Annotated in this window: 27 protein-coding genes; 15 read left to right on the forward strand and 12 right to left on the reverse strand. The window is 59.6% G+C overall.

Annotated elements, in window-relative coordinates:
- Position 1: 1 nt before the first annotated feature.
- The 4 genes from CLV74_RS03315 to greA all read right to left on the reverse strand — a co-directional run bounded on the left by CLV74_RS03315 (position 2) and on the right by greA (position 2,656).
- Positions 2–334, reverse strand: a complete 333-nt coding sequence (locus CLV74_RS03315; RefSeq protein ID WP_106262798.1) for an AzlD domain-containing protein — start codon at positions 332–334, stop codon at positions 2–4.
- Positions 331–1,044 (reverse strand): AzlC family ABC transporter permease, encoded by a 714-nt coding sequence (locus tag CLV74_RS03320; protein ID WP_106262799.1) that lies wholly within the window; start codon positions 1,042–1,044, stop codon positions 331–333. Before CLV74_RS03320 ends, CLV74_RS03315 begins: the two co-directional genes overlap by 4 nt.
- A gap of 120 nt (positions 1,045–1,164) precedes the next feature.
- Positions 1,165–2,175: a hypothetical protein gene (locus CLV74_RS03325; RefSeq protein WP_106262800.1), complete on the reverse strand. Its 1,011-nt coding sequence runs from the start codon at positions 2,173–2,175 to the stop codon at positions 1,165–1,167.
- A gap of 10 nt (positions 2,176–2,185) precedes the next feature.
- On the reverse strand, positions 2,186–2,656 hold the full coding sequence (gene greA / locus CLV74_RS03330; protein ID WP_106262801.1) for a transcription elongation factor GreA: 471 nt from the start codon (positions 2,654–2,656) through the stop codon (positions 2,186–2,188).
- A 390-nt stretch (positions 2,657–3,046) separates the two neighbouring features.
- Here greA and CLV74_RS03335 point away from each other — a divergent pair, with 390 nt between their 5' ends.
- From CLV74_RS03335 to CLV74_RS03345, 3 genes are all read left to right on the forward strand, one after another.
- Positions 3,047–4,696: an electron transfer flavoprotein-ubiquinone oxidoreductase gene (locus CLV74_RS03335; RefSeq protein ID WP_106262802.1), complete on the forward strand. Its 1,650-nt coding sequence runs from the start codon at positions 3,047–3,049 to the stop codon at positions 4,694–4,696.
- 109 nt (positions 4,697–4,805) lie between these two features.
- Entirely contained in the window at positions 4,806–6,506 is a 1,701-nt protein-coding gene (locus tag CLV74_RS03340; RefSeq protein ID WP_106262803.1) for a tetratricopeptide repeat protein, read from the forward strand.
- Positions 6,496–7,341, forward strand: a complete 846-nt coding sequence (locus CLV74_RS03345; RefSeq protein ID WP_106262804.1) for a 4-(cytidine 5'-diphospho)-2-C-methyl-D-erythritol kinase — start codon at positions 6,496–6,498, stop codon at positions 7,339–7,341. Before CLV74_RS03340 ends, CLV74_RS03345 begins: the two co-directional genes overlap by 11 nt.
- Before the next feature lie 65 nt (positions 7,342–7,406).
- On the opposite strand, the gene CLV74_RS03350 is transcribed toward CLV74_RS03345, so the two are convergent.
- On the reverse strand, positions 7,407–8,408 hold the full coding sequence (locus CLV74_RS03350) for a polyprenyl synthetase family protein (RefSeq protein WP_106263078.1): 1,002 nt from the start codon (positions 8,406–8,408) through the stop codon (positions 7,407–7,409).
- Positions 8,409–8,465: 57 nt separating this feature from the next.
- Here CLV74_RS03350 and CLV74_RS03355 point away from each other — a divergent pair, with 57 nt between their 5' ends.
- The 3 genes from CLV74_RS03355 (at position 8,466) to CLV74_RS03365 (ending at position 9,722) form a co-directional block, all read left to right on the forward strand.
- Entirely contained in the window at positions 8,466–8,678 is a 213-nt protein-coding gene (locus CLV74_RS03355) for a putative signal transducing protein (RefSeq protein ID WP_106262805.1), read from the forward strand.
- Entirely contained in the window at positions 8,665–9,432 is a 768-nt protein-coding gene (locus tag CLV74_RS03360; protein ID WP_106262806.1) for a tRNA1(Val) (adenine(37)-N6)-methyltransferase, read from the forward strand. The genes CLV74_RS03355 and CLV74_RS03360 overlap by 14 nt, the downstream gene beginning before the upstream one ends.
- Positions 9,433–9,557: 125 nt before the next feature.
- Complete coding sequence (locus tag CLV74_RS03365) at positions 9,558–9,722, forward strand: YdcH family protein (RefSeq protein WP_106262807.1); 165 nt, start codon at positions 9,558–9,560, stop codon at positions 9,720–9,722.
- 469 nt (positions 9,723–10,191) lie between these two features.
- On the opposite strand, the gene phbB is transcribed toward CLV74_RS03365, so the two are convergent.
- From phbB to CLV74_RS03380, 3 genes are all read right to left on the reverse strand, one after another.
- Positions 10,192–10,914, reverse strand: a complete 723-nt coding sequence (phbB, locus tag CLV74_RS03370) for an acetoacetyl-CoA reductase (protein WP_106262808.1) — start codon at positions 10,912–10,914, stop codon at positions 10,192–10,194.
- A 74-nt stretch (positions 10,915–10,988) separates the two neighbouring features.
- Entirely contained in the window at positions 10,989–12,164 is a 1,176-nt protein-coding gene (locus tag CLV74_RS03375; RefSeq protein WP_106262809.1) for an acetyl-CoA C-acetyltransferase, read from the reverse strand.
- A gap of 134 nt (positions 12,165–12,298) precedes the next feature.
- A complete protein-coding gene (locus tag CLV74_RS03380; RefSeq protein ID WP_106262810.1) occupies positions 12,299–13,132 on the reverse strand; it encodes an EAL domain-containing protein in 834 nt (277 codons plus the stop codon).
- Positions 13,133–13,294: 162 nt separating this feature from the next.
- On the opposite strand from CLV74_RS03380, the gene CLV74_RS03385 reads away from it, so the two are divergent.
- A complete protein-coding gene (locus tag CLV74_RS03385; RefSeq protein ID WP_106262811.1) occupies positions 13,295–13,855 on the forward strand; it encodes a DNA-3-methyladenine glycosylase I in 561 nt (186 codons plus the stop codon).
- Here the strand turns inward: CLV74_RS03385 and CLV74_RS03390 are convergent.
- Positions 13,852–14,412, reverse strand: a complete 561-nt coding sequence (locus tag CLV74_RS03390) for a TlpA disulfide reductase family protein (protein ID WP_106262812.1) — start codon at positions 14,410–14,412, stop codon at positions 13,852–13,854. The genes CLV74_RS03385 and CLV74_RS03390 overlap by 4 nt on opposite strands.
- Before the next feature lie 22 nt (positions 14,413–14,434).
- Between CLV74_RS03390 and argH the strand changes: the two genes are divergently transcribed.
- From argH to CLV74_RS03415, 5 genes are all read left to right on the forward strand, one after another.
- A complete protein-coding gene (argH, locus tag CLV74_RS03395) occupies positions 14,435–15,826 on the forward strand; it encodes an argininosuccinate lyase (protein WP_106262813.1) in 1,392 nt (463 codons plus the stop codon).
- Positions 15,823–15,945: an argininosuccinate lyase gene (locus CLV74_RS03400; RefSeq protein WP_106262814.1), complete on the forward strand. Its 123-nt coding sequence runs from the start codon at positions 15,823–15,825 to the stop codon at positions 15,943–15,945. Before argH ends, CLV74_RS03400 begins: the two co-directional genes overlap by 4 nt.
- An 11-nt stretch (positions 15,946–15,956) precedes the next feature.
- Positions 15,957–16,259 (forward strand): DUF2834 domain-containing protein, encoded by a 303-nt coding sequence (locus CLV74_RS03405; RefSeq protein WP_245888445.1) that lies wholly within the window; start codon positions 15,957–15,959, stop codon positions 16,257–16,259.
- Positions 16,260–16,447: 188 nt separating this feature from the next.
- On the forward strand, positions 16,448–17,713 hold the full coding sequence (lysA, locus tag CLV74_RS03410) for a diaminopimelate decarboxylase (RefSeq protein WP_106262816.1): 1,266 nt from the start codon (positions 16,448–16,450) through the stop codon (positions 17,711–17,713).
- Between the two features lie 37 nt (positions 17,714–17,750).
- Positions 17,751–20,207, forward strand: coding sequence for a DUF4175 domain-containing protein (locus CLV74_RS03415; protein WP_106262817.1), 2,457 nt, complete (start codon positions 17,751–17,753; stop codon positions 20,205–20,207).
- A gap of 74 nt (positions 20,208–20,281) precedes the next feature.
- Here the strand turns inward: CLV74_RS03415 and CLV74_RS03420 are convergent, their stop codons facing one another.
- Positions 20,282–21,379: a zinc-ribbon domain-containing protein gene (locus CLV74_RS03420; RefSeq protein WP_106262818.1), complete on the reverse strand. Its 1,098-nt coding sequence runs from the start codon at positions 21,377–21,379 to the stop codon at positions 20,282–20,284.
- Positions 21,380–21,542: 163 nt separating this feature from the next.
- Here CLV74_RS03420 and CLV74_RS03425 point away from each other — a divergent pair, with 163 nt between their 5' ends.
- The 3 genes from CLV74_RS03425 to CLV74_RS03435 are packed head-to-tail and all read left to right on the forward strand — an operon-like array spanning position 21,543 to position 23,877.
- Positions 21,543–22,220 (forward strand): cell division ATP-binding protein FtsE, encoded by a 678-nt coding sequence (locus CLV74_RS03425; protein WP_106262819.1) that lies wholly within the window; start codon positions 21,543–21,545, stop codon positions 22,218–22,220.
- Positions 22,217–23,119, forward strand: coding sequence for a cell division protein FtsX (locus CLV74_RS03430; protein WP_106262820.1), 903 nt, complete (start codon positions 22,217–22,219; stop codon positions 23,117–23,119). The genes CLV74_RS03425 and CLV74_RS03430 overlap by 4 nt, the downstream gene beginning before the upstream one ends.
- Positions 23,119–23,877, forward strand: a complete 759-nt coding sequence (locus CLV74_RS03435; protein ID WP_106262821.1) for a lysophospholipid acyltransferase family protein — start codon at positions 23,119–23,121, stop codon at positions 23,875–23,877. Before CLV74_RS03430 ends, CLV74_RS03435 begins: the two co-directional genes overlap by 1 nt.
- A gap of 187 nt (positions 23,878–24,064) precedes the next feature.
- On the opposite strand, the gene CLV74_RS03440 is transcribed toward CLV74_RS03435, so the two are convergent.
- Positions 24,065–24,943, reverse strand: coding sequence for a bifunctional helix-turn-helix transcriptional regulator/GNAT family N-acetyltransferase (locus CLV74_RS03440; protein WP_106262822.1), 879 nt, complete (start codon positions 24,941–24,943; stop codon positions 24,065–24,067).
- A 119-nt stretch (positions 24,944–25,062) separates the two neighbouring features.
- The gene (lpdA, locus tag CLV74_RS03445) at positions 25,063–26,451 is read right to left on the reverse strand and encodes a dihydrolipoyl dehydrogenase (protein ID WP_106262823.1); all 1,389 of its coding nucleotides are present in this window, start codon (positions 26,449–26,451) and stop codon (positions 25,063–25,065) included.
- Positions 26,452–26,478: the final 27 nt, after the last annotated feature.

The following is a 26,478-nucleotide window of genomic DNA, read 5'->3' on the forward strand; positions in this document are numbered from 1 at the left end:
GTTACCCCACCAGATACAGCAGCAGATACAGCGTCGCCGCACCGGTTCCGATGGCGGCGATGACGTTCTTGGTGAAATACCCGACCGCCAAAGTGACTGTCGCCGCTGCGGTGCGTGGCAAGTCTGGTGTGCCGCCTGTGGCCGCAGGAAAGGCGATCAGCGGCGCGACAATGGCGGGCAGCACGGCAACCGAGGTGTAGCGCAGATGGCGCTGGACCCACTCGGGCAGGGCGCGGTCTCCGATCAATCCAAGAAAGATGAAACGCAGGCCAAAGCTGCCAAGGCCAAGGCCGATCATGGTCAGCCAAAGGGCGGTGTGGTCAATCTGGCTCATGCGGTGGCCTCCGCGCGGGTGAGGCGCTGTTCGACCGCTGCGCCGACGATCATGGCACACAGGGCGGCGATGGGCAGGCCAAGGTTATAGGGCAGGCCGCTGAGGGCGAGGGCCAGTACAACGCTGGTGAAAGCCGCCGCCACATGGGCCATTGAGCGCAGAGCAGGCGCGATCATCGCAAGGAAGGTGATCGGCACCGCGAAATCCAGCGCAAAGCTTTCAGGGATCGCATTGCCCACCATCGCGCCGACAATGGTAAAGACATACCACGCGGGGCAAATCGCAATGGCTGCACCCATGAAAAAGGCGAATTTCTGCTCTGCCGTGCGGTTGGGGCGCTTTTCATAATCAAGCGCGGCGGTGGCGAAGGTCTGGTCCACGGTGAAATAGGCGGCGACGGCCTTTTTCCAAAGTGGCAGAGGGCCAAGGTGCTGGGTCAGCGCTGCCGAATACATCGCCATCCGAAGGTTCACGCATAGGGCCGACAGCAGCACGATGGCTACGGGCAGTTGGTCTTGCAGCAGTTGCAGGGCCGTGAACTGGGCCGCGCCCGCGATGACCACCACCGAGAAGCTGAGCGCCTCAAGAACATTGAGACCGGCTTCGGTCGCGACCACGCCGAAGAGCAAGCCGAAAGGGATGATCACAAGCACGAAAGGTGCGCCGCCGCGCAGGCCTTTTGCGAATTCGGAACGGAGGGATGTTGTCATGGAGCGGGCCGTTTGTTTGGACCTGAGGGGGCTAACGCGGTTGCAGAGGTGGTGCAACCATGTCGGGGCACTTTCCCGTGATGCGGAAGGCGCCTTTGAGTATTTCTGCAATAAAGAAGCTTAGTCGAAGGTGCCGAGGACACGGCCCACCAGCATGAAGGCGCGGGCGGTGCGGGTCTCGGTGAAGACGGTGATCTCTTCGTCGGTCGAGTTTTCGATGAAGCGCGAGATGACCTGATCGAAGCGGCGTAGGAAATGAAGGCAAACATCGCGGAAGATCAGGTCCTGCTTCATGCGGCCTGCGGTCAGGGCCAGACTGGAGCGGTCGTGTATACCGCCCAGATCGGCGATGGTGCGGCCCCTTTCGCCGGTGGCAAAGCGGCGCCAGATTTCGGGTCTGGCGCGGTCGGGGCGCAGGTCGTCCATGTAGATGCCGTCCTGACTTAGCAGGGTCAGAACATCCTGCGCGGCCTGCACCAGTTGTGCGGTGGGGCGGTCTTTCAGAGCTTTGCGCAAAGAGGCAAAGCCTTCGGCATCATCGGCGGTCTCCGGGAAGTTGAGGGCGCGGATGAAGTCCGATTTGGCCAGCGGGGCGCGCATTGCCTCGGCGGGTGTGCCAAGGGCCAGAGAGGGCTGATCGCTGTTCTGGGGCTGGTTTTCGGCGTCATCTTCGCCGCGCAGGGCATCGATCCGGCGCGAGGAACTGAAGATAGCGATGGCGCTGTCGGATTTCTGCTGCTGTGCGACGATGGCGTCGAGCTTGCGGTTGATCGCCTCTTCCAGTGAACTGCCACGGTTCTTTTGCTGTCCGAGGTAGTCTTTGCGCAGGGCGTCGATGGCCAGATGCAGGCGACGGGATTCGTCGCGCATGATCCGCGCCGAGCGGGCGGCGGTGGCCGCCACCCAGACCATGCCGATGGGCATGAACACCGCAAGAACAATGAGGATAACCCGCAGGCTGTCAAAGCTGCCGGACCGGTCCAGCACGAAAAAGAACACCGCGCACAGGGCAAGCCAGACGATTGTCAGAGCGACTGCAATCGTCTCGCCCGGGGTGGGGCTGTCTGTCTCGATGGTGCTTTGGTCCAACAGGCGTTGGGCCGTCAGCCGGCCTTTGGGCTCCTCTGCCATGAGGGCTCCGTCAGATGTAGTCGATTGTCAGAACTTCGTAGGATTTCTGGCCGCCGGGGGTGCGAACCTCGACGCTGTCGCCTTCTTCCTTGCCGATCAGGGCGCGGGCGATGGGCGATTTGACGTTCAACAGACCCTTTTCGATGTCGGCCTCATATTCGCCAACGATCTGCCATTTCTTTTCTTCATCGGTGTCTTCGTCCACCACGGTCACAGTGGCGCCGAACTTGATCGCGCCCGACAGTTTGGTCGGGTCGATGATGTCGGCCAGACTGATGACGCTTTCCAGTTCTTTGATGCGGCCTTCGATGAACGACTGCTTTTCGCGGGCCGAATGGTATTCGGCGTTCTCGGACAGGTCGCCGTGTTCCCGTGCCTCGGCGATCGCCTTGATGATTTCAGGGCGTTCGACAGACTTGAGATGTTTCAATTCGGCTTCGAGCGCGTTCGCGCCCGCGCGGGTCATAGGTATCTTTTCCATGGCCTCTGGATTCCGTTCTTGGCGCACGGTTTGTCCGTGCCGCCGGTTTTTCAAGCGTTATGCTACCTGAACTGAGGCAGGGGGGAATTTCAAGGGCTTTCGCAGGCAGGTGGGGAAAACCTGCCGGATCAAAGCGATAGTCTGTAAGTACCGGTGCGAGTCGCCTACGTGATTTGTCTTTGCGGTGAATTCCGGTGCATTTGCGAAAAACCGGCCGCAACCGGTAGAATTTTGTTCTCGCGCACGGGAAAGTCAAAGCCGATTGTGCTGCATTGCCGCATTCGACCAATATATCGTCGCGTCGCAATTGACCTGAGGGCCTTTCAAGCCCTAACACTGCCGTCAATTTTGAAATATTGTTGCGCGGACAACCAAAGAGGAGCCAGCTGCATGACCGAGATTGTGCGCGAAGCCATGGAATATGATGTCGTGATCGTTGGGGCGGGGCCTGCGGGCCTGTCTGCTGCGATCCGTCTGAAGCAACTGGATGCGGACCTGAGCGTCGTCGTTCTGGAAAAAGGGTCCGAGGTCGGTGCGCATATTCTGTCTGGCGCAGTGCTGGACCCTTGCGGTCTGGACGCCCTGATCCCTGACTGGAAAGAAAAGGGCGCCCCCCTGAACGTTCCGGTCAAGGAAGACAACTTTTACGTTCTGGGTGAGGCGGGCAAAATCCGCGTCCCGAACTTCCCCATGCCCAAGTTGATGAACAACCACGGCAACTACATCGTCTCGATGGCGAATGTCTGCCGCTGGATGGCCGAGCAGGCCGAAGAACTGGGTGTCGAGATTTTCCCCGGCATGGCGTGCTCGGAGCTGGTCTACGGTGATAACGGCGAAGTCAAAGGCGTTGTCGCGGGCGAATTCGGCAAGAACCCCGATGGCACCCCCGGCGCGGGCTATGAGCCCGGCATGGAACTGCACGGTAAATATGTCTTCCTGTCGGAAGGTGTGCGCGGCTCGCTGTCGAAAGAAGTGATCGCCAAGTACGACCTGTCCAAAGGCCATTGCCCGCAGAAGTTCGGCATCGGCATGAAGGAAATCTGGGAGATCGATCCCGCCAAGCATCGCGAAGGCACCGTTACCCACACGATGGGTTGGCCGCTGGGGTCGAACGCGGGCGGTGGCTCGTTTATCTATCACTTGGACAACAACCAAGTGTACGTCGGTTTCGTGGTTCACCTGAACTATGAAAACCCGCACCTTTATCCCTACATGGAATTCCAGCGCTTCAAGCACCACCCGATGGTGGCCGAGTTGCTGAAGGGCGGCAAGCGTGTGGCCTATGGTGCCCGTGCGATCAGCGAAGGCGGCTACCAGTCGATCCCCAAGGTCACCTTCCCCGGTGGCGCGCTGCTGGGATGCTCGGCCGGTCTGGTGAACGTGCCCCGCATCAAAGGCAACCACAACGCCATGCTTTCGGGCAAGGCCGCGGCAGAAGCAGCCTTTGAGGCGATCCAAGCGGGCCGCCAGTCGGACGAGTTGACCGGATATGAGGCAGAACTGCGCGAAGGTCCCATCGGCAAGGACCTGAAGAAGGTGCGCAACGTAAAGCCCATGTGGTCCAAGTGGGGTCTGGCCGCCAGCCTTGCGCTGGGTGGCGTGGACATGCACCTGCAGGAAAAGCTGGGTCTGTCGATCTTTGGCACTCTTCGTCACGGCAAGTCGGACGCGGCGGCTACCGGCAAGGCAGCGGATTTCAAAAAGATCGATTATCCCAAGCCCGATGGCACCCTGTCGTTCGATCGTCTGACCAACGTCAGCTTCAGCTTCACCAACCATGAAGAAGAGCAGCCCTGCCATCTGCAACTGAAGGACCCCTCGGTTCCGATCAATGTGAACTTGGCCCTTTATGACGAGCCGGCGCAGCGCTACTGCCCCGCAGGCGTCTATGAGGTGCTTGAGGGCGAAGACGGTCCGAAGTTCCAAGTGAACTTCCAGAACTGCGTCCATTGCAAAACCTGCGATATCAAGGACCCCAGCCAGAACATCAACTGGACTACGCCCCAAGGCGGAGAAGGCCCGAATTACCCCAATATGTAAGCGGTATCCCGCAGATGTGAGATGAAAAGGGCGGCATTTTTGCCGCCCTTTGTTGTCTTGTCTTGGTATCGGCACTAGGCTTTGTGCAAATCGAATTACGGAGGCCGCTTTGACGCCGCTTGGAACCCTTCGCTCTGCACTGGTCGCACTTTTACTGGCAGGGACCGCCATACCGGCTTCGGCGCAAGGGGTCTCTGGTCCGTATCTTTCTGCGAAAGTTGCCGAAGCAGACCGCGAATTCAGTCAGGCCGCCGCGCGCTTTGCCGAAGCGCTGGTGATGGACCCGGGTAACCCCGCCATCCAGCAGGGGCTTGTGGCTGCCAATCTGGCTTTGGCCGAGGTTGATCTGGTCAAAAGCACCGCGCAGGACATGGTGGACGCAGGCACCTACAGCCAGCTGGCCTTCATGACCCTGATCAGTACCGCCGCCAAGTCCGGCGATTGGGCCACGGTCCAGAAGATGATTGATGATGGCCAAGGTGTTGGCCCGCTGGTCGATGGTCTGGGCCTTGCTTGGGCGCTGGTAGGTCAAGGCAAGATGTCCGAGGCGCTGTCGGCCTTTGACACTGTGGCTGCTCAGGACGGTCTGAACAGCTTTGGCCTTTATCACAAGGCGCTGGCGCTGGCGCTGGTGGGCGATCTGGAAGGGGCAGAGAAAATCTTTGCCGAACAGGGCTCGGCCCGTGTGCAGTCTACCCGTCGCGGCGCTATGGCCTATGCCGAGGTTCTCAGTCAGCTGGATCGCAACGGCGACGCGGTCGAGATGCTGGACGCCACTTTCGGTACCGATCTGGACCCCGCTCTGCGCAAAATGCGGGCTGATCTCTCGGACGGTGAGCGTTTGCCGATCACCCATATTCGCACCGCCGAAGATGGCTTGGCCGAGGTCTTCTTTGCTGTGGCTGGCGCGTTGGAGGGCGAGGCCAGCGATGATTACACGTTGATCTACTCGCGTCTGGCCGAATACCTGCGCCCCGATCACGTTGATGCAACTCTGCTGTCCGCCGATTTGCTGGAACGGATGGGCCGCTACGGTCTGGCCACAGAAACATATCGCAAGGTGCCTGCCGATGATCCAGCCTTCCATGCTGCCGAAATGGGCCGCGCTGAGGCGCTGCGCCGTCAGGGCAAGACCGACACCGCGATTGAGGTTTTGCAAGGCTTGTCCAAAAGCCATTCGGAACTGCCCATCGTGCACCTGACTTTGGGCGATTTCTATCGGGGCGAGGCCCGCTATGCGGAGGCTGTAAAAGCCTATGACAAAGCTCTGTCGCTTTACGCCGACCCCAATGACGCCCGCTGGTTTGCCTTCTACACCCGTGGCATTGCTCATGAACGCCTTGGAGAATGGGACGCCGCCGAGAAGGATTTTCGTACCGCCTTGGACATGAACCCTGGCCAGCCGCAGGTCTTGAACTATCTAGGCTATTCGCTGGTCGAGATGGGCATCAAACTGGATGAGGCTCTGTCGATGATCGAACAGGCCGTCGCGGTCTCGCCCGACAGCGGTCATATCGTGGATAGCCTTGGCTGGGTGCTGTACCGTCTGGGCCGCTACGAAGAGGCCGTGGATCACATGGAACGCGCGGCTGAACTGATGCCTGTGGATCCGGTGGTGACAGACCATCTAGGGGACGTTTACTGGGCCGTGGGCCGCAATCTGGAAGCGCGCTTTCAATGGCAACGCGCCCTGTCTTTTGAACCTGAAGACAAGGATGCAACCCGCATCCGCCTCAAGCTGGAAAAAGGCTTGGATCAGGTCCTACTGGATGAAGGGGCCGAGCCTCTTAAGGTGGCCGATGGCAAATAGGGCCTTCGCTCCGGCCAAGGTCAATCTGGCACTTCACGTCACAGGACAACGGCAAGATGGCTATCACCTGCTGGATTCCCTTGTGGTATTTGTCGGCATTGGCGACCGTATCACGGTGTCCAAGGCCGATGATCTGTCACTGACCGTCACCGGTCCACGCGCTGCGGGAGTGCCCACAGGCCCCGAAAATCTTGTCCTGAAAGCCGCCACTCTGCTGCGGGGGGATCAGCCCCTTGGTGCGCAGATCAGCCTTGAGAAAAACCTTCCCGCTGCAGCGGGCATCGGCGGTGGCTCGTCCGATGCAGCGGCAACCCTGCGCGCGCTGGCCGCCTTGTGGCAGTGTGATCTACCCAATGACAACGGCCTTAGCCTTGGGGCCGATGTCCCCGTCTGCCTGACCGCGCAATCGTGCCGGATGGAAGGGATCGGCGAGCAGATCACACCGCTGCCCAACCTGCCGACCTTGCATATGGTGCTGGTCAATCCGGGCGTAGAGGTGCCAACGCCCGTGGTCTTCAAAGGGCTGGCTTCCAAAGACAACCCTGCCATGGAGGCCCTACCGCAAGAACCGTCCACCCTTGGCTTCATTGCATGGCTTGGCCGCCAACGAAACGATCTGGAACCGCCTGCGCGGGCTCATGCCCCAGAAATCACAGCGGTGTTGGACGCGATGGCGGCCACTGATCAGGTGCTGCTGCACCGGATGTCCGGCTCTGGCGCCACCTGCTTCGCGCTCTATCCGTCCATGGAGGCCGCCGCGGCCGCCGCGATTGTGCTAAAGCAAACCAACACCGATTGGTGGGTGGCCAGCGGGCAGACCGGCTCATTTGCCTGACCTGCGCTTCCTCATGACATAAATACTCAAAGAAATAGGGCGCCAGAAGCGGCGCCCTTTGATCTTTAGCGGATGCGATCCACAACGTAATCGGCCAGATCCATCAGCATCTGGCGGACGGGGTGTTCGGGCAGGGTGCCAAGGGCCTCTTTCGCCTTCGCGACCCAGCCAAGCGCATCCTGACGGGTCGCATCCATTGCACCATGCTTGGCCAGCAGCGACAGGGCGTGTTCCAGATCGCCGTCTTGCTGGTCACCTTTCTCGATTGTGCGCTTCCAGAAGGCGCGCTCTTCCTCATCGGCCTGAGCGACCGCCTTGATCACGGGCAGGGTAAGTTTTCTTTCGCGGAAGTCGTCGCCGATGTTCTTGCCGGTGGCGTCAGAGTTCCCGCCGTAGTCCAGCAAGTCATCTACGATCTGGAATGCGATGCCCAAGGCGTCACCGTAATCGAAGAGGGCTTGAATATGCTCTTCGGGGGCATCAGAGATCACGCCGCCCACCTGCGTTGCTGCGGCGAACAACGCAGCAGTCTTGCCGCGCACAACCTTCAGGTAGATGCCTTCGTCCGTGCGCAGATCCTGCGCTGCGGTGAGCTGCAAAACTTCGCCTTCCGAGATCGTCGCCGAGGCATTCGCAAGGATGTCCAGAACCCGCAGGCGGCCTGTTTCGACCATCAACTGGAAGCTGCGTGCGAACAGGTAATCGCCCACCAGAACGCTGGATTTGTTGTCCCAAAGCAGGTTCGCCGTCGGGCGACCACGGCGCTGTGCGCTTTCATCGACCACATCGTCGTGGAGCAGGGTGGCGGTGTGGATGAACTCAACCGTTGCGGCCAGATGCACCGCATAGGGCCCAGTGTAGCCGCACAGATCAGCGGCAGCCAAGGTCATCAGAGGGCGCAGGCGCTTGCCGCCAGCCTCGACTAGATGGGCTGTGACCTCGGGAATGCGGGGCGCATGCTCGGATGCCATACGTTCGCGGATCAGCAGGTTGACTGCGTCCATACCATCGGCCAGATGGCGCGAGAGGGCATCGTGCGGTTTTTCGGTTGTATGGTCCAAGCTCATCACATCCCCGTCGCTTAGGCTCGACAAATCGGTTGAGGACATCTTAAGTCCTTTGTCATGAAAGAGCTTCTTCGCAGCAACGATCCCACCGTCATCGCCTTTGCCAAAGCCCTTTTGTCTGGCGAGGATATAGACTGCTATGAGTTAGACGTAAATATGAGCGTGCTCGAAGGTGGGCTTGGAATCCTGCCAAGACGGCTGATGGTGCGAGATAGCGACTATTTTCTGGCGGCTGCAACCTTGAAGGACAACGGCATTGAGCTTGGCTGAAGGCATAACGCGGAATGCCTTTCTGGGCGGGCGTGTCTCGGCATTGCAGCCGGAAAAAGGCTTTCGGTCCGGTATAGATGCTGTGCTGCTGGCGGCTTCGGTGCCTGCGACTGCTGGCGATCACGTGCTAGAGTTGGGCTGCGGCGTGGGCGTTGCAAGCTTGTGTCTGGCCGCGCGGGTGGACGGGGTTCACCTGACCGGCGTAGAGGTTCAGCCCGAATACGCAGATCTGGCGCGGCAGAATGCCGCTGAAGCGAAGGCGGATTTTACAGTCCACACAGGCGATCTGAGCGCGCTGCCTGAACCGGTGCGGCTAGAGCAGTTCAACTATGTCATGGCCAATCCGCCCTATTACGCGCCCGGCTCGCGCCATCAAGCGCAGGATGCGGGCCGTGAGACTGCCTTGGGCGAGCAGGCCACGGCGCTGGCCGACTGGGTGCGGGTGGCAGCCAAACGCCTGCGCCCCAAGGGCGAAGCGATCTTTATCCAGCGCACCGACCGGTTGGGGGACATGGTGGCTGCGATGCAGTCTCATCTTGGATCAATTCGTATCCAGCCGCTGGTGGCGCGTGAGGGGCGGGATTCACATTTATTTCTCATCCGAGGCAAAAAAAACGGCCGTTCTCCGCTGCAGCTGCACAGTCCATTGGTGATGCATGATGGACCGACTCACTTGAAGGACGGGATTGACTATCAATCGTGGGCAATTGGGGTTCTAAAGGACGGGCTTCCTCTGCCTTGGATCGCTTCCTGAGCAGTATTATTTCGCAATTTCGCAATTGCTGGCCATTTTTGGCCGATTTTTGCGGTGCGGCGTGACACAAACGCGAATCTGTGGTGCAATAAAACTGTTACAACAGCAGAGAGGAGTTTCTTTCCATGAACTTGAATTCCCGCGTTCAAGAGCTGCGTCGTAAACATCAAGCACTGTCCCAACAGGTCGAGGTGGAAAGCCGGTCACCGGCTGCGGACCCTCTTCAGATTAACAAACTTAAAAAGCAGAAGCTGGCCTTGAAGGAAGAAATCCAGCGCCTCACTCACTAGGTTCCAGTTGACGCGGGCTTATTGTTTTCACCCGCTAACTTTTTGAAATCACTGCGCCTTCTGTCCTGTTGCATCCTGCAATAGGGTAGGTCCCATGAAAGGGACATCTCCAGAGGAGCGGGTGTGCGGTCACTAAGTCAGCCACGACCCTTGAGGACGCCAGAGCGCCTCCTTTCCAAACTTTTCGTGCGGCTACCCTGACCCACACCCTTCCTGTGAGAGAGCTAGAGCGCTTGCGCCAATCGGTGCCCCGACGCGGGACATCGCACGCTTTTGTGCCGAGGTCCCCATGCCAATCCTTTGGTGGTGATCGGGACGCTGCCGCTCCCGCGGCGAAACGGCGTTCACCAATGGAAAGGGCCGGTCTGGATGACCGGCCCTAATTCGTTTTTCGCCCCCGAAAACAGGGTATGCAGCGCGTCTGGCGAACGTATGGCAAACGTTATGACGTTTGCCACACTTGATCCAATTAGACGAAGAACTGTGCGCCGTTGGCCGAGATGGTCGAGCCGTTGATGAACGACGCATCGTCGGACGCCAGGAAGACCACGCAACGCGCGATTTCTTCGGGCTCGCCCAGACGACCTGCGGGGATGCCGGAGATGATCTTTTCGCGAACCTTCTCAGGCACAGCCATAACCATTTCGGTTGCGATGTAGCCGGGGCAGATTGCGTTGGCGGTGATGCCTTTCGCTGCGCCTTCCTGAGCCAGCGACTTGACGATGCCCAGATCGCCCGCCTTGGTCGCGGCGTAGTTCACCTGACCGAACTGACCCTTCTGACCGTTGATCGAGCTGATCACGACCACGCGGCCAAAGCCACGGTCACGCATGCCGTTCCACAGGGGGTGAACGGTGTTGAAAACGCCGGTCAGGTTGGTGTCGATGACTTCCTGCCACTGCTGGGGGGTCATCTTGTGGAAAGGCGCGTCACGGGTGATGCCCGCGTTCGCAACAACCACATCGACGGGGCCCAGATCTGCTTCGACTTTCGCGATGCCGGCGGCCGATTCTTCGTAGCTGCCAACGTTCCACTTATAGGTCTTGATGCCGGTCTCTTCGGTGAAGGCGGCGGCCTTCTCGTCGTTCCCCGCGTAGGTGGCTGCAACAGTGTAGCCAGCGTCTTTCAGTGCTTTCGAAATCGCCGCGCCAATGCCGCGCGAGCCTCCGGTAACCAGTGCAACGCGTCCCATGTTATCTCCGTGCGTTAGTAATTTTTTTGCCTAAAGTAATTAGGGCGCGCAATTTTCTTGCGCGCCCGATCTTCTTATGCCCGTTCGAGGCACATGGCAACACCCATGCCGCCACCGATGCACAGAGTGGCAAGACCTTTCTTGGCCTCACGACGCTTCATCTCGAACAGCAGGGTGTTCAGGATACGGCAGCCCGACGCGCCGATGGGGTGACCGATGGCGATCGCGCCGCCGTTCACGTTCACAACGTCGGGGTTCCAGCCCATGTCTTTGTTCACAGCGCAAGCCTGCGCAGCAAAGGCTTCGTTCGCTTCGACCAGATCCAGATCTTCGGCTTTCCAGCCTGCCTTCTCCAGCGCCTTGCGGCTGGCGTGGATCGGGCCGACGCCCATGATCGAGGGGTCCAGACCGGCGGTCGCGTAGGACGCAATGCGTGCCAGAGGCTCTAGCCCGCGACGCTCTGCCTCATCTGCGGTCATCAGCAGAACAGCGGCCGCGCCGTCGTTCAGGCCCGATGCGTTCGCCGCGGTGACGCTGCCGTCTTTGGTGAATGCGGGGCGCAGTTTCTGCATCGCTTCGATGGTGGCGCCGTGACGGATGTATTCGTCCGCATCCACGATGATGTCGCCCTTGCGGGTCGAAATGGTGAAGGGCACGATTTCGTCCGCGAACTTGCCAGCCTTCTGGGCGGCTTCGGCTTTGTTCTGCGACGCAACAGCGAATGCGTCCTGCATCTCGCGGCTGATCTGCCACTGGTTCGCGACGTTTTCAGCGGTCTGACCCATGTGGTAGCCGTTGAACGCATCCCACAGGCCGTCTTTGATCATGGTGTCGATGTACTGCATGTCGCCCATTTTCTGGCCCTGACGCAGCGCCGCGCAATGGGGCGACATCGACATGTTTTCCTGACCGCCCGCTGCCACGATGGCCGCGTCACCCAGTTGGATGTGCTGGGCACCCAGCGCAACAGCGCGCAGACCCGAACCACAAACCTGGTTGATGCTCCAAGCCGCCGATTCAATCGGCAGACCGGCGTTGATGTGTGCCTGACGCGCAGGGTTCTGGCCCTGACCGGCAGTCAGAACCTGACCCAGAATAGTTTCGGACACTTCGCCCTTTTCGATGCCAGCACGCGCGACGATGGCTTCCAGAACTGCTGCGCCCATGGCGTGAGCCGGCGTATTTGCAAAAGATCCAAGAAAGCTGCCGACAGCCGTACGGCCAGCCGAAACAATAACTACGTTCGTCATATTGGTGTCCTCTACCAGAATTACGGGGCAGAGGGCGCCCGGGGCCTTTACGTCGGCCCTGTCTCCCCCCACCGACGCTTTTATTCGTAACAGGTTTCTGCACTGCGACAACAGTTCGTTGGTCGCTGTTAGCGCTATGCCCGCTTTTTGCCGCAGGGGGCTCTGTGCCATGGGGGGGAAATGGTCGGAGCGCCAAAAAAGTAGCCTTGAAGGCAGTCAACACCGATTTTTGCAAGGGTTTTTGCCTCTTGTTGCGATTCTACATGTTCCGCCACAGTGAACATATCGAAATGTTTGCCGATGGAGGTCAAAGCACTGGCGATTGCCTGTTTGTCAGCCGATGAGTCTATTCCCCGAACAAATCGCCCGTCGATTTTCAGGATATCGAAGTCAAAATCAGTGAAATAGCGCAGGGCGGTTTGACCGGCGCCAAAGTCATCCAACGCGAAGGAGATTCCTCGCATTTGCAGCGCGTCCATAGCGGGTAAGACCTGTTCCGGGTCCGCCATCACCGTGGCTTCGGTGATTTCTAGAATCAGTCGTTCGGCAATTGTGTCCAGTCGCGCCAGACCGTGTTCCAGCGTTTTCAGCCACCGCCTGTCATGTAAGGCCGGCGCCGATAGGTTGATCGAGAGGCGTAGATCCGGATAGCGGGCCAGTTCACGCAGCCCCAGCTCTAGCGCCAGACAATCCACCTGCCGTCCCAGTTCGGTCCCTTCGATCGCACTGATAAAGTCCTTTGCCGGAATGATCCGGCCTGTGTCATCCAGCACACGGATCAGCCCTTCGTGAAAGGCCAGCCGCCGGTGATTGCCCGCCAGCACCACTGGCTGGAAGGCCAACATCACCTCTTTATGTCTCAGCGCCCGCTCTACCATCGCCAGCACATCCGAATCGCGCCCGTTCACAGCGGTTTTCAGAGGATTGAGACGGGCCCGTTTCTTTTGTTCCTTATGTCTTTCCAGCATTTCAAATCTCCCACACCACGAGAAGGTTGGCGTTCGAGGGGCTAACAATTTGTAAATGTTAGAATTTTTAGGAATTGAGAATTTATGTTGGGTCAGGCAGATTGTCCGCACGTGTTCATGTTTTGTTTTTATTTTGCGCTTAGCGTCTGGGAGAGAATTGTTATGAAACGATGCGGTTGGGTGACGGATGATGCCCTGTATCAGGCCTATCACGATCAAGAATGGGGCGTGCCCGAGCGGGACGGCCGGAAGTTGTTCGAATGCCTATGTCTTGAAGGGTTTCAGTCCGGATTGAACTGGTTGACGATTTTGAAAAAGCGCGAAGGATTTCGTGCGGCCTTTCAGGGGTTTGATCCCTATGTGCTGCAAAACTGGGGTGAGACCGAGATTGCAGAACTGGTGCAGGATGCGCGGGTCGTTCGGCACAGGGGTAAAATTGCGGCAACCATCGGAAATGCGCGGGCTTGGATCGCGATCGAAGAGAAGGAGGGTTTTTCTGATTACATTTGGAGTTATGTGAACAACACGCCTCAGATGAACCCAATCGAATCGCTGTCGGACGTGCCCGCTAAGACACCTGTCGCCGAGCAGTTGTCCAAAGACTTGAAGAAGCGCGGCTTCAAGTTTGTCGGACCGACAACTGTCTATGCGTTCATGCAGGCAGTCGGAATGGTGAACGATCACGTGATGGATTGCGTGTGTCGGGACGGGCCAAAGGGTTAATCCCCGATCATCGCCTTCAAGATGCTGACGGCGCTGTCGCTGGACCAGTCAGCATCGCCCATCAGGCGCCCGATCTCGTTCCCGTCGCGGTCGATCAAGACGGTGACGGGCAGGCCTAGAATGCCCATCTCACGGGCGATGGCCTGACGTTCATCCATGAACTGCGGAAGGTTGGAGACGCCGATTTCGTTGAAGAATTTCGCGATCCCGTCGGCAGAGTTCCGTCCGGTGGCCAGCGTGACCACCTCAAAATCATCACCGCCCAAGGTGGTCTGCAATTCAGATAGCATGGGCATTTCTTTTCGGCAGGGCGCACACCACGTCGCCCAGAAATTCAGGAGGACAACCTTGCCTTTATAGTCCTGCAAAGTGGCCGTGCCGCCAGTTTCGGTAAGAAATGGCAGGGCCGAGATTGCTTGTGGCGCACTGTGAAGTGACAGCTTTTTCATGTCGCCCGTTCGCAGGGCATCCAAATCAGCAGAGTCTGCCGCCAGGGCCGGGCCATTTGCAACCAGACACAGCGCAGTATAGAGCAGCAGAGACTTTACAAGACGCATCAATTCCTCCCGGGGGCACGACATGTCAGACACTTCCTCGAACGCAATGTGGGGCGGCCGGTTCGCCGCAGGGCCGGACGCGATCATGGAGGCGATCAACGCCTCGATCGGCTACGACAAGCGGCTGGCCGCGCAGGACATCGCGGGCTCGCGGGCCCATGCAGCGATGCTAGCTGCAACAGGCATTCTGAGGGATAGCGATGCCGAGGCAATTCGGGAAGGGTTGCTCACGGTTTTGTCAGAGATTGAAAGCGGATCTTTCGCGTTCTCGACCGCACTTGAGGATATCCACATGAACGTGGAGGCCCGCCTGAAAGAGATCGTGGGTGAACCTGCGGGACGCCTGCACACCGCACGGTCGCGGAACGATCAGGTCGCGACCGATTTCCGCCTGTGGGTGCGTGACCAGATTGACGCGGCGATCACCGGGATCGAGGCGCTGATCCGTGCACTGCTGACACAGGCTGAAGCTGGCGCGGGTTGGGTGATGCCGGGCTTCACCCATCTGCAAACGGCGCAGCCGGTGACTTGGGGTCATCATATGATGGCCTACGTCGAGATGTTCAGCCGCGACCTGAGCCGCTTCAAGGACGCGCGCGTTCGGATGAATGAAAGCCCGCTGGGCGCGGCGGCGCTGGCAGGGACTTCGTTCCCGATAAACCGTCACATGACCGCGGAGGCGCTGGGCTTTGACTGCCCGATGGCGAACTCGCTGGATGCGGTGTCGGCCCGCGATTTCGCGCTGGAGTTCCTTGGTGCCGCCAGCATTTGCGCCATGCACCTGAGCCGTTTTGCAGAAGAGCTGGTGATCTGGTCGTCGGCGCAGTTCCGTTTTGTGACCTTGTCTGACCGCTTCTCTACCGGCAGTTCGATCATGCCGCAAAAGAAGAACCCTGACGCGGCCGAATTGATCCGCGCCAAGATTGGTCGGATTTTTGGGGCCAATGTGGCGCTGATGATGGTCATGAAGGGGCTGCCGCTGGCCTATTCAAAGGACATGCAGGAAGACAAAGAACAGGTCTTTGATGCGGCCGATAACCTGATGCTGGCTCTGGCCGCGATGGAGGGCATGGTTAAGGACATGTCCGCTAACCGTGACAAGCTGGCGGCGGCGGCGGGCAGCGGGTTCTCGACCGCGACGGACCTTGCGGATTGGCTGGTGCGCGTGCTGGATATGCCGTTCCGCGAGGCGCATCATGTCACCGGCGCGTTGGTGGCGCTGGCCGAAAGCAAGAATTGTGACCTGCCTGATCTGACTTTGGATGACATGAAATCCGTGCATGATGCTATCACGGATGAGGTATTTGGCGTGCTTGGGGTGGACAACTCGGTCGCGTCGCGCACGTCATATGGTGGTACTGCGCCAGAGCAGGTTCGGGCACAGGTGGCGCGCTGGAAAGAGGTGCTTGGATGAGACTGGCTTTGATTGGTTTGCTGTTCGTGCTGGTCGCCTGTGGCGCGGACGGTCCGCCCACCACGCCAGGCCCGAAACAGGTGCCGGCGTTGGTCGTTATTGAAGGCGCTGCATCGTGAGCTTGCTTCGGATGGTATACTTGGGACTTGCAGTCTGGGGTGCGATCCATCCGATGAGCTGGTTCGTGCGCTGGTTTCTTGAGAACGGCATCGACTTGGCGGACTTGATCGACGCTTGGCATGTGAACGCGGCAACCAGTGGACTGGTCTGGGATCTGACGATTTCGGCGATTGCGCTGACGGTCTGGATACTGGCCGAGGTTGCTGTGCGGCGGAATTGGGCGGCGCTTTGGGCGATTCCTGCCACGTTCTGCATCGGGGTGAGTTGTGGATTGCCACTGTATCTTTGGTTCCGGAGCCGGCCGATTGACTGAAGCCTTCCGACTTTGAGTATTTCAGCGATAAAGAAGCGGGCCGCGGGTCCGCTTTTTTGTTTTCTTTCTGTAGGTGTTCATCAAGAAGAAACCTTTGCGCGATATGTTTGTCGAGGCAGGGTGATTGCGGAAGGGCGGCGCTTTTTCTACAAGGCCGCAACAGTTTTGCCGCCAAGGAGGCCGGGGCTATGGATCATTTCCTGTACAAAGACGGGACGCTATTTGCAGAAGACGTGCCCGTGGCCGAGATCGCGGCACAGGTTGGTACGCCGTTCTATTGCTACTCGACCGCGACGCTGGAGCGGCATTTCCGGCTGTTTGATGAAGCGCTTGAGGGGATGCCTCATCTGGTGTGCTACGCCATGAAAGCGGCCAGCAATCAGGCGATTCTGAAGACGCTGGCCGCACTTGGCGCAGGAATGGACGTGGTATCGGGCGGGGAATATGCCCGCGCGAAAGCAGCGGGCGTGCCCGGAGATCGCATTGTATTCTCGGGCGTTGGTAAGACTGAGGAAGAGATTCGCGCGGCGCTGACCGGTGGTATTCGCCAGTTCAATGTCGAGAGCGAGCCGGAGATGCGCGAGATCGATCGCGTTGCCCGCAGCTTGGGTGTGGTCGCCCCGATTACTGTACGTGTGAACCCCGATGTGGATGCCAAAACCCACGAGAAGATTGCCACGGGTAAATCTGAGAACAAGTTCGGTATTCCGATTGCCAAGGCGCGTCAGGTTTATGCCGAAGCGGCTGCGCTGCCCGGTTTGAAGGTTGTCGGGATTGATGTGCATATCGGCAGCCAATTGACCGAGCTTGAGCCTTTCGAATTGGCATATAAGAAGGTGGCCGAGTTGACCGAAGCTTTGCGCGCCGACGGTCATGAGATCACGCGTCTGGATCTGGGTGGCGGTCTGGGTATTCCTTATGAGCGCGGCAACACCGCTCCGCCGCTTCCCATCGAATATGGCGCGCTGATCAAGCGGACGTTAGGCCATTTGGGGTGCGAGATTGAGATTGAACCGGGTCGCCTTGTGGCAGGCAATGCGGGCATTCTGGTGAGCCGTGTGATCTACATGAAAGAGGGTGAGGGCCGCGATTTCATGATCCTTGATGCCGCAATGAACGATCTGGTGCGCCCCGCTATGTACAGCGCCCATCACGATATTATTCCGGTGGTTGAGGCCGAGGCGGGTGCCGAACAAAAGCCGTATGACATTGTTGGGCCTGTCTGCGAATCGGGCGATACTTTTGCCAAACAGCGCAATATGCCGCTGACGGCGGCAGGGGATCTGGTGGCGTTCCGCAGCGCTGGTGCATACGGCGCGGTCATGTCGAGCGAGTATAACACACGGCCTCTGATCCCCGAAGTTCTGGTGAAGGATGATCAATATGCTGTCATTCGCAAGCGGCCGACCTTTGACGAAATCATAAATCGGGATACGATTCCCGAATGGCTCTGAGGCGTTTTGCCGAGAGTAAGGTTTTTGGGCGAGGTGTATGGCAGAACTCAGCAAGCTACCGCAAAACATCAGAACGCCACTGTTCCTGACGTGGCTCGGCCTTTGGGCCGAGCGGGGCGTGCGGGCGTTCTGGCCATTGTGGTCGGTGCTGTTTGTCCTTGCTGCAGCCGTTCTTTTTAACGGATTTAGTCTGTTTGATGGGCTGGCTCTGTGGTTGCTAGTTGGCTTCTTCGCGGGTGCGTTTGTCGTGACTGCTTGGCAGGGACAGCGGCAGTTTATTGCGCCTAGCCGGTCTGATGCTCTACGTCGTCTGGATGCAACTTTGCCGGGGCGCCCTTTGGCAGCTTTGCTGGATACACCTGCTGTCGGGCGCGGGGACGCCTCGGCCGAAGCGATGTGGCGTACCCATTTGCAGATGATGGCGCAGCGCGCGCGACTGGCGCGGGCGGTTCCGCCAGAGCTAAGTCAACGCCAGCGTGACCCTTATGCTTTGCGATATGTTGCGGCAGTTGCGTTGGGAATGGCGCTGCTGTTCGGTTCATTCGGGATGGGGCGTGGACCTGAAGGGACGCCGGACGGCGCTGCCTTGGCATCCGGCCCTGCTTGGGAAGGTTGGTTAGAGCCGCCGAGGCACACGCGATTGCCAGCCCTTTACCTAAACGACATTCCCGAAGGTGCGCTGGATGTGGTGCAGGGCAGTCGCTTGACGCTGCGAGTCTATGGCGCCGAAGGAGTGGACGTCCGCGAAACAGTAAGCGGAACGCCCGTCGATGAGACGCAGATAGCGGCCATGCGCAAAGATTTCACTGTTCGCCAAGCAGGTGAGGTTGAAGTGACAGGCACCGATGGGCGGATATGGCAGATCGCTTTGCGGCCCGATCAGGTTCCGACGATCAGTCACGACGGAGAGATCGAGACCACACCCGAAGGCGAAATGACGCTGCCCTTCTGGGCCGAGGATGACTATGGCATCGTCTCGGGTACGGCGGAAATTGCGTTGGATTTGCCCAATGTGAACCGCCGTTATGGTCTGACGCCCGATCCTGAGCCACGGGACATTGTGCGGGTAGATTTGCCGATGAGCTTTTCCGGAAATCGGCAGGCGTTTGGCGAGATTCTGCGTGAGGATTTCAGTCAGCATCCTTGGGCGGGGCTCCCGGTTACGATCTCGCTTTCGGTGACGGACGCACAGGGGCAAGTGGGGAAATCTGCGCCGATTTCGGTTCCGCTGCCGGGGCGTAGTTTCTTTGATCCGATGGCCAAAGCGGTGATTGAGGCGCGGCGGGATTTGCTGTGGAACCGGACAAATGGCGCGCGCGTGGATCAGGTGCTGCGGGCGGTGACTTGGCTGCCTGAAGAAGTCTTCCGCGATATGGATAATTTTACCGAACTACAGGCGATCCAAGTCCGATTGCAGGAAGGCATTGCAACAGGTGGTTTGACCTCAGAGGCTCGGGATGAGTTGGCCGAGGCGCTTTGGGCGCTGGCGTTGGCCTTGGAAGACGGTGATTTGGAGAACGCGCTTGAGCGGTTGCGGCAGGCGCAAGAACGTCTGAGCGAGGCCATGCGCAACGGGGCAAGCCCAGATGAAATCGCGCGCTTGATGGAGGAATTACGACAGGCGACGCAGGATTATATGCGCGAACTCGCCGAGCGGAACGGGGATGAGAACGACCCCGATGCGCAGCGCTCTGGCGAGGCGACGGAACTGACACAGGACGATCTGCAGGCGATGATGGATCGCATCCAGCGGCTGATGAACGAGGGCCGGATGGCCGAGGCGCAGCAGCTATTGGATGAGTTAATGCAGATGATGGAGAATATGCAAGTCACGCAGGGCCAAGGGGGGCAGGGCCAGCAGGCGCTGGATCAACTGGGCGATACGCTGCGGGAGCAGCAGGACCTCTCGGACGACAGCTTTAACGAGCTGAACCAGCGCCAGAATGGTCAGGGTGGCCAGCCCGAAGAGGGTGAAGGGCAAGGTCAGGGTGATCTGGCTGATCAGTTGGCGCAGCGGCAGCAAGCATTGCGTGATGAGTTGCAGCGGCAAGAGGGCAATTTGCCCGGAGCTGGTACCGATGAAGGCGAGGCTGCGCGTCAATCTCTGCGCGATGCTGGTCGTGCGATGGATGAGGCTGCTGAGGCGCTGCGCGACGATAACTTGGGCCGCGCAATCGACCGCCAGGCAGAAGCGATTGAGCGTCTGCGCGAGGGTATGCGCAGTCTGAATGAAGCGCTAAACCAACAGGATGGTCAGCAGCAGGCGGGTGGTCAGCAAGGGCAGGGACGTCCCGCGGAAGACGGACGTCAGGACCCGCTTGGACGGCGTGAAGGCAATGGGGCTCCGTTGGGATCTGACAACGATATGCTGCAGGGTGAAGATGCCTATCGCCGGGCTGAAGAATTGACGGATGAAATCCGCCGTCGATCGTCCGAGGCGGAGCGACCGGAGGAAGAGCGCGATTACCTGAACCGATTGTTGGACCGATTCTGAGAAATACACATGATTTAATGCGAAACGGGCGCGGATTTCCCGCGCCCGTTTACCGTTCCCTAAGAGGTTCCGGCTTATTCCTTGGTCTCAGCAGCTTCAGAGCTGAAGCTGTCCAGCCATGTCACAACCCCGCGGGCGCGGGTGTCCAGCCAACCACGCGCCTGATCCACGTTCTCGACATAGTTCTGCAGTGTGGGTGCGGCAGCGGGCATGGCTTTCGAAAGCGGGGTGGATTGGAGGTAAACAGCGCCAAGAACCAAAGCGAACAGAACAGTTAGAAAGAACCCCGACCGGAAGCCCGAGCGGGTTTCTTCGGGGTCTTCCATAAGCTCGCCCACAGTGGTGGGGCCTTGCAGGCGATCGCGGCCGCGCAGGGTCGAGTTGATGTCTTCGATATCGGGCAGCAAATCACGGCGAGAATTTGAGGGCTTCTCGGGTGTGCTTTCTTCATCCACTGCTTCGGGCTGCGCCTCTGGTTCGTCTTGGTCGTCAATCTTGTGACGTTCGACACGAATCACGCGGCGGCGCGGAGGATCGGTCAAACCCAGATCGGGCTGGGTTTCGATGGGATCAGCCTGTTTGTCCTTGGCGCGCATCTGCGATTCGTACTCGGCCTCTTCCCGCAGCAGGTCGCGAATCGCTGGGTCTAGCTCGCGTCGGGTTGCCGTGGCAGCGGCCGCAGCGGCTGCGGGCGGAACCGAAGGTGCCTCTTCCGTAGTCGCTTCGTTAGCTGCTGCTTCCGCAGCCTCTAGCCGGGCCAATAACTCTTCCGGTTCCAGTTCTTCGGCGCCGGCTGTGTCATCAGACCCGGGCGCCGCAGTTTCACTGGGGGTTTCTTGGGGCGTGTCCGCAGGAACAGGGTCTTCGGGAAGCGGTGCCTCATCGGGCGCATCTTGCGGCTCGGGATCCTGTTGGGCGGGTACAGGTTCTGGCTCTTCCGCCGGGATTGGGTCCTGAGGAAGGGGTTCAGTTCCAGTGGCTTGGACGGGGTCTTCGGTCCCACCCGCCGAAGTGTCGTCGTCGGGCAGGTCGTCTTCGGGTTCTTCCCATCCGGCAGGATGCTGGAACCACGTTACGGCGCAGTTCGAACATTGGACATCGCGCCCGTCTTCTGGGATCACGTTGTCTGGCACTTCGTAGATCGCGCCGCAGTTCGGACAGGTTAAACGCATATTGCCCCCGCGTTTTGCGCCAAATGGCGCATCGGAATGTTCAAATTATCCAGTCCCTTGTAATCCTTGCTGAAAGAACTGCAAAGTCAATGCTCACAGGACGGATTGCAACCCATAGACTGGTGCGGCAAAAGCATAGGAACTTTCGGCAGAGGTTCACAGCGTGATCGAACTGGAAAATATGGCCTACTCCTATGGTGGCGGGGAATTGCTGAGCGGCATTTCTCTCAAGCTGGCTCCGGGGTCTTTTCACTTTCTGACGGGCCCATCCGGCGCAGGGAAAACCACGTTCTTGCGCTTGTGCTATGGCGACCTGACGGCGACCTCGGGGACGGTGCGTCTGTTCGGGCGCGACGTGCGCGATCTGACCCGCGACCAGATTGCCCTGTTGCGGCGGAAAATCGGCACGGTGCATCAAGATTGCCAGTTTCTTGATCACTTGCCGCTCTATGAAAATATCGCACTGCCGCTTACGGTTTCAGGCCATTCCGAGTGGACCGATGAGGCGAACCTGAAAGAGCTGATGCAGTGGGTGGGTCTTGGCAGTCGTGCCCGTGCTTTGCCGCCTGAATTGTCCGGGGGCGAACGGCAGCGCGCCGCGCTGGCCCGCGCGATCATCATGTCGCCCGACGTGATTCTGGCGGATGAGCCGACAGGCAACGTGGATTGGGAAATGTCCCAACGTCTGCTGACCCTGCTGGTTGAACTCAATCGGCTGGGAAAGACCGTCGTGATCGCGACCCATGATCTGGCGCTGATCCGCGCTGCGAAAAGTCAGGTTCAGGCCCGCGTTTTGCGGATCGCCAACCGCAAGCTGCAACTGGCGGGGGCGGATCTATGAAGGCGTTGAAAACGGCTTTGGCCTTGTTGGTCGGGGATGCGCAGTCCGATCGCGTGGTGCCGCCCACCGGTCACACGGTACGGCTGACCCTGTTCAGCGCCGGCGCGATGGCGTTTCTTGCGGTCTTTGCCCTAGCGCTTTCGATGGCGACGGGGCGTTTGGCCAGCCTTTGGGGGGATGAGTTGGCGCGCAGCTCGACCATCCGGATTTCCGCGCCCGAGGCGCAGGTGGCCGATCAGACTGCTGCGGCCCTCAAGGTGCTAGAGACCACGCCAGGAGTGGCCAGCGCCCGCGCCCTGACGACGGAAGAACAGCAGCAATTGCTTGAGCCGTGGTTCGGGAACGGCCTGAGCCTTGATGGGTTGCCGGTGCCGCAGCTGATCGAAGTGGTTGAAAAAGGCGATGGTTTTGACGCCGAGGGCCTGCGCTTGCGGCTTCAGGCCGAGGTACCCGGCGCGACGCTGGATGATCACACCCGTTGGCGGCGGCCGCTGGTGAAGGCGGCGCGTAGCTTGCGTCTGCTTGGGGCGCTGTCGCTGATCCTGATTGGCGGGACGATGGCCGCGATGATCACACTGGCGGCGACGGCGGCTTTGGCGGCAAATTCGCAGGTGATCCGTGTGCTTCGGCTGGTGGGCGCTCAGGACAGCTATATCGCAGGTGCGTTTGTGCGGCGTTTCACGCTGCGGGCGCTGATTGGTGGCGCGGCAGGCACGGCTGTTGGTATGATCGCCGTGGCATTGTTGCCGTCGGCGCAGCCCGAAGGGGGCTTTTTAACAGGATTGGGATTTGAGGGGTGGCACTGGTTGTGGCCCCTGCTGATCCCGCCGCTAGGGGCGGTGGTGGCCTTTGTCGCCACCCGAGAGGCGGCGATGCGAACACTGAGGGGACTTCGCTGATGAAACATGCAATCCAGTGGGTGCGCTCGTTTATCTTCTTTTTACAGATGTACTTCATGCTGCCGGTGATCGGGCTGGTCTGGGCACCGTGGGCGTATTTCAGTTCGCGCGGGGCGTATTCGGCTATTCACGCCTATTGCAACTGGGTGCGCTGGACCGCCGGTTGGATGGTGGGTCTGAAGACGGAAATCCGCGGACCTGTGCCGACGGGGGAGATTTTGGTGTGTTCAAAGCATCAGAGCTTTCTGGATATTCTGATGATCGCCAGTGTTGTGCCCGAGCCGAAGTTCATCATGAAGCATAGCCTGCGCTATGCGCCGGTGATCGGCTTTTACGGCAAGATGATCGGGTGCATTCCGGTCCAGCGCGGACGCCGGTCCGAGGCAATGCGCAAGATGGTGCTTGAGGCGCGTCGGACCGACACGCCGAAGGGCCAGTTGATTATTTACCCGCAGGGGACCCGCGTGGCCCCCGGTGTGGATGCGCCTTACAAGATCGGCGCGGGTGTTCTTTATCGTGAGATGAAGCAGCGCGTGCATCCGGCGGGCACCAATGTGGGCGTATTCTGGCCGCGTCTGGGGATTTTCCGCAAGCCTGGCGTGGCGGTCGTTGAATTCCTTGACCCGATAGAGGCGGGTCTGCCGGTGTCGGAGTTCATGGCCAAGGTGGAAGAAGTGATCGAGGAAAGCTCGGACAAGCTGATGCGCGAGGCGGGGTTCAAATTGCCCAAGGATGCGGCCAGCACTGCGGCTGAGTGATCTGAAAAGACCCGATAAGTTTTTCGAAAAAGTTTTGGCACCCGCGACGGAAGTTCGCGGGTGCTGCGTTTTTACAGATGTGATCGGGGTTTACCCAATAGGCCTTGGTTGCATGCTCACGTTTCTACGGTTTTCGTAGAGTGACTGGGGCCGGATGGGACTGATCCTCTTTCATCCGGCCCTTTTTTCATTCCAGATGTTTTTCGAAGAAGTGATCCGGATAAGGGTCATCGTTAAAGCGCGGGATTTCGGTCCAGCCGGTGGTTTGGTATAGGCGCAATGCCTCGGGCAGGGCGCTGTTGGTATCAAGGCGTAGTGTCGTGATGTTCAGCGCGCGGGCGGCGTCTTCGGCCTGTTGCATCAGACGCTTGGCAAGGCCAAGGCCGCGGGCCGAGGGGGCGATCCAGAGGCGTTTGACCTCAGCCACGGGGCCACCATTGCCTTTGATCCCGACGCAGCCGATGGGCATATCGTCCGAGAGGGCCACCAGAAAGGTGCCGCGCGGGGCCATCATGTCGGTGGCCTGCGGATCGCAGCTGAGGTTCACGTCAAACCCGGTCTCAAAGCGGCGGCCCAGTTCGGCGTAGTATTCTTGCAGGCAGAACAGGGCTTGGGGTGCGCGGGGGTCTTGGACCTCGGTCCGGATGCGGTCGCGGCCAAGGGCGCTGGCGATCAGGTCCATCGCATCCAGCAGGGCCTGCGGATGGGGATGGCGGTCAAAGAGGTCACGAGAGCGGCTGTCCGAGATGTCTTCATAGGCGGCGAATTCATCAGCGCCCGTCTCTGTAAGGGCGGCAATGCGGGCGCGGGCGTCGGTGGGGTGGGGCGTGACGGTGATCAACCCTTCCCCTTCGAGTTGGCGCAGAAGGCGGCTGAGCAGGCCGCTATCAAGGTTCAGATATTGGCGCAGCTCTGCCACGTCGGTGCGGCCGTGGCCGATGGCGTTCAGTACCCGAGCCGCCCCGAGCGAGCGGCCTCTGCCAAGGAAGGAATCGTCCAGCGCGCCGACCTCGGTGGTGACCGAGCGGGCGAAGCGGCGGAATCGTTTTATGGGGTCATGGGTCATTTATCTGACTTAGGTCAGGTAAATTCGTGTGGCAAGAGGATTTCAGCGTTGGACCTGATCCAAATGAAAAACCCCTGCACAGAGGCAGGGGTTTTGCAGGTTCTTTAGATTGGCGCGTCTTAGGCGTGGATCGCGCCGTCGCCGCAGGCCAGAGCTGCTTCGCGGACCGCTTCCGAGTAGGTCGGGTGCGCGTGGCAGGTCAGGGCGATGTCTTCGGCCGAGGCGCCGAATTCCATGGCAACGCAGATCTCGTGGATCAGGTCGCCCGCCATCGGGCCGATGATGTGGCAGCCAAGGATGCGGTCGGTTTCTTTGTCCGCCAGCAGTTTGACAAAGCCGTCAGCAGCAAAGTTTGCCTTGGCGCGGCCATTGCCCATGAAGCTGAATTTGCCGACCTTATAGGCGCGGCCTTCGGCTTTCAGTTGCTCTTCGGTCGCGCCGACGCTGCCCACTTCGGGGTGGGTGTAGATGACGCCGGGGATGACGCCGTAGTTCACGTGGCCATGCTTGCCCGCGATGACTTCGGCGGCGGCCATGCCTTCGTCTTCGGCTTTGTGCGCCAGCATCGGGCCGGTGATCACGTCGCCGATGGCGTAGATGCCGGGCACGTTGGTCTGCCAGTGGGCGTTGGTTTTGATCTGGCCGCGGTCGGTCATCTCAACGCCCAGAGCGGCAAGGCCGAGGCCGTCGGTGAAGGGTTTGCGACCAGTGGCCACCAGCACGACATCGGCGTCGAGGGTGTGCTCGCTGTCGTCTTTCTTCAGCTTGTAGGTGACTTTGGCTTTGGACTTGGTGGTCTCGACGCCCTGAACCGCGGCACCCAGAACGAAGTTCAGGCCCTGTTTTTGCAGCAGTTTCTGGAAGGCACGGGCGACTTCGGCGTCCTGACCGGGGGTGATTGCATCCATGTACTCGACCACGGTCACCTCAGCGCCGAGGCGCTTGTAGACCGAGCCCAGTTCCAGACCGATGACGCCAGCGCCGATCACGACCATTTTCTTGGGGATCTTGGGCAGCGACAACGCTCCGGTTGAGGAGACCACGATCTCTTCGTCGATGGTCACGCCGGGCAGGGTGGCCACTTCGGAGCCCGAAGCGATGATGATGTTCTTGGCTTCATGGACTTCGTCGCCGACTTTGACCTTGCCCGCTTCGGGGATGGTGGCCCAGCCTTTGATCCAGTCGACCTTGTTCTTTTTGAACAGGAATTCGATGCCTTTGGTGTTCTGGCCGATGACGTCGCCTTTGTAGGCCTGCATCTGGTTCCAGTCGACGCTGGGGGATTTGCCCTTGAGGCCCATGGCGGCGAAGTTGTGTTCGGCTTCGTGCAACTGGTGGGTGGCGTGCAGCAGGGCTTTCGAGGGGATACAGCCCACGTTCAGGCAGGTGCCGCCCAGAGTTTCACGGCCTTCGACACAGGCGGTTTTCAGGCCCAGTTGCGCAGCGCGGATGGCCGAAACGTAGCCGCCAGGACCAGCGCCGATCACGATCACGTCGTAGGATGCCATTTTGAAGTTCCTTTCTGGTGGTGAGAG

Origin of the sequence: Donghicola tyrosinivorans, from assembly GCF_003003355.1 — a bacterium.
Classification (GTDB): Bacteria; Pseudomonadota; Alphaproteobacteria; order Rhodobacterales; family Rhodobacteraceae; genus Donghicola; species Donghicola tyrosinivorans.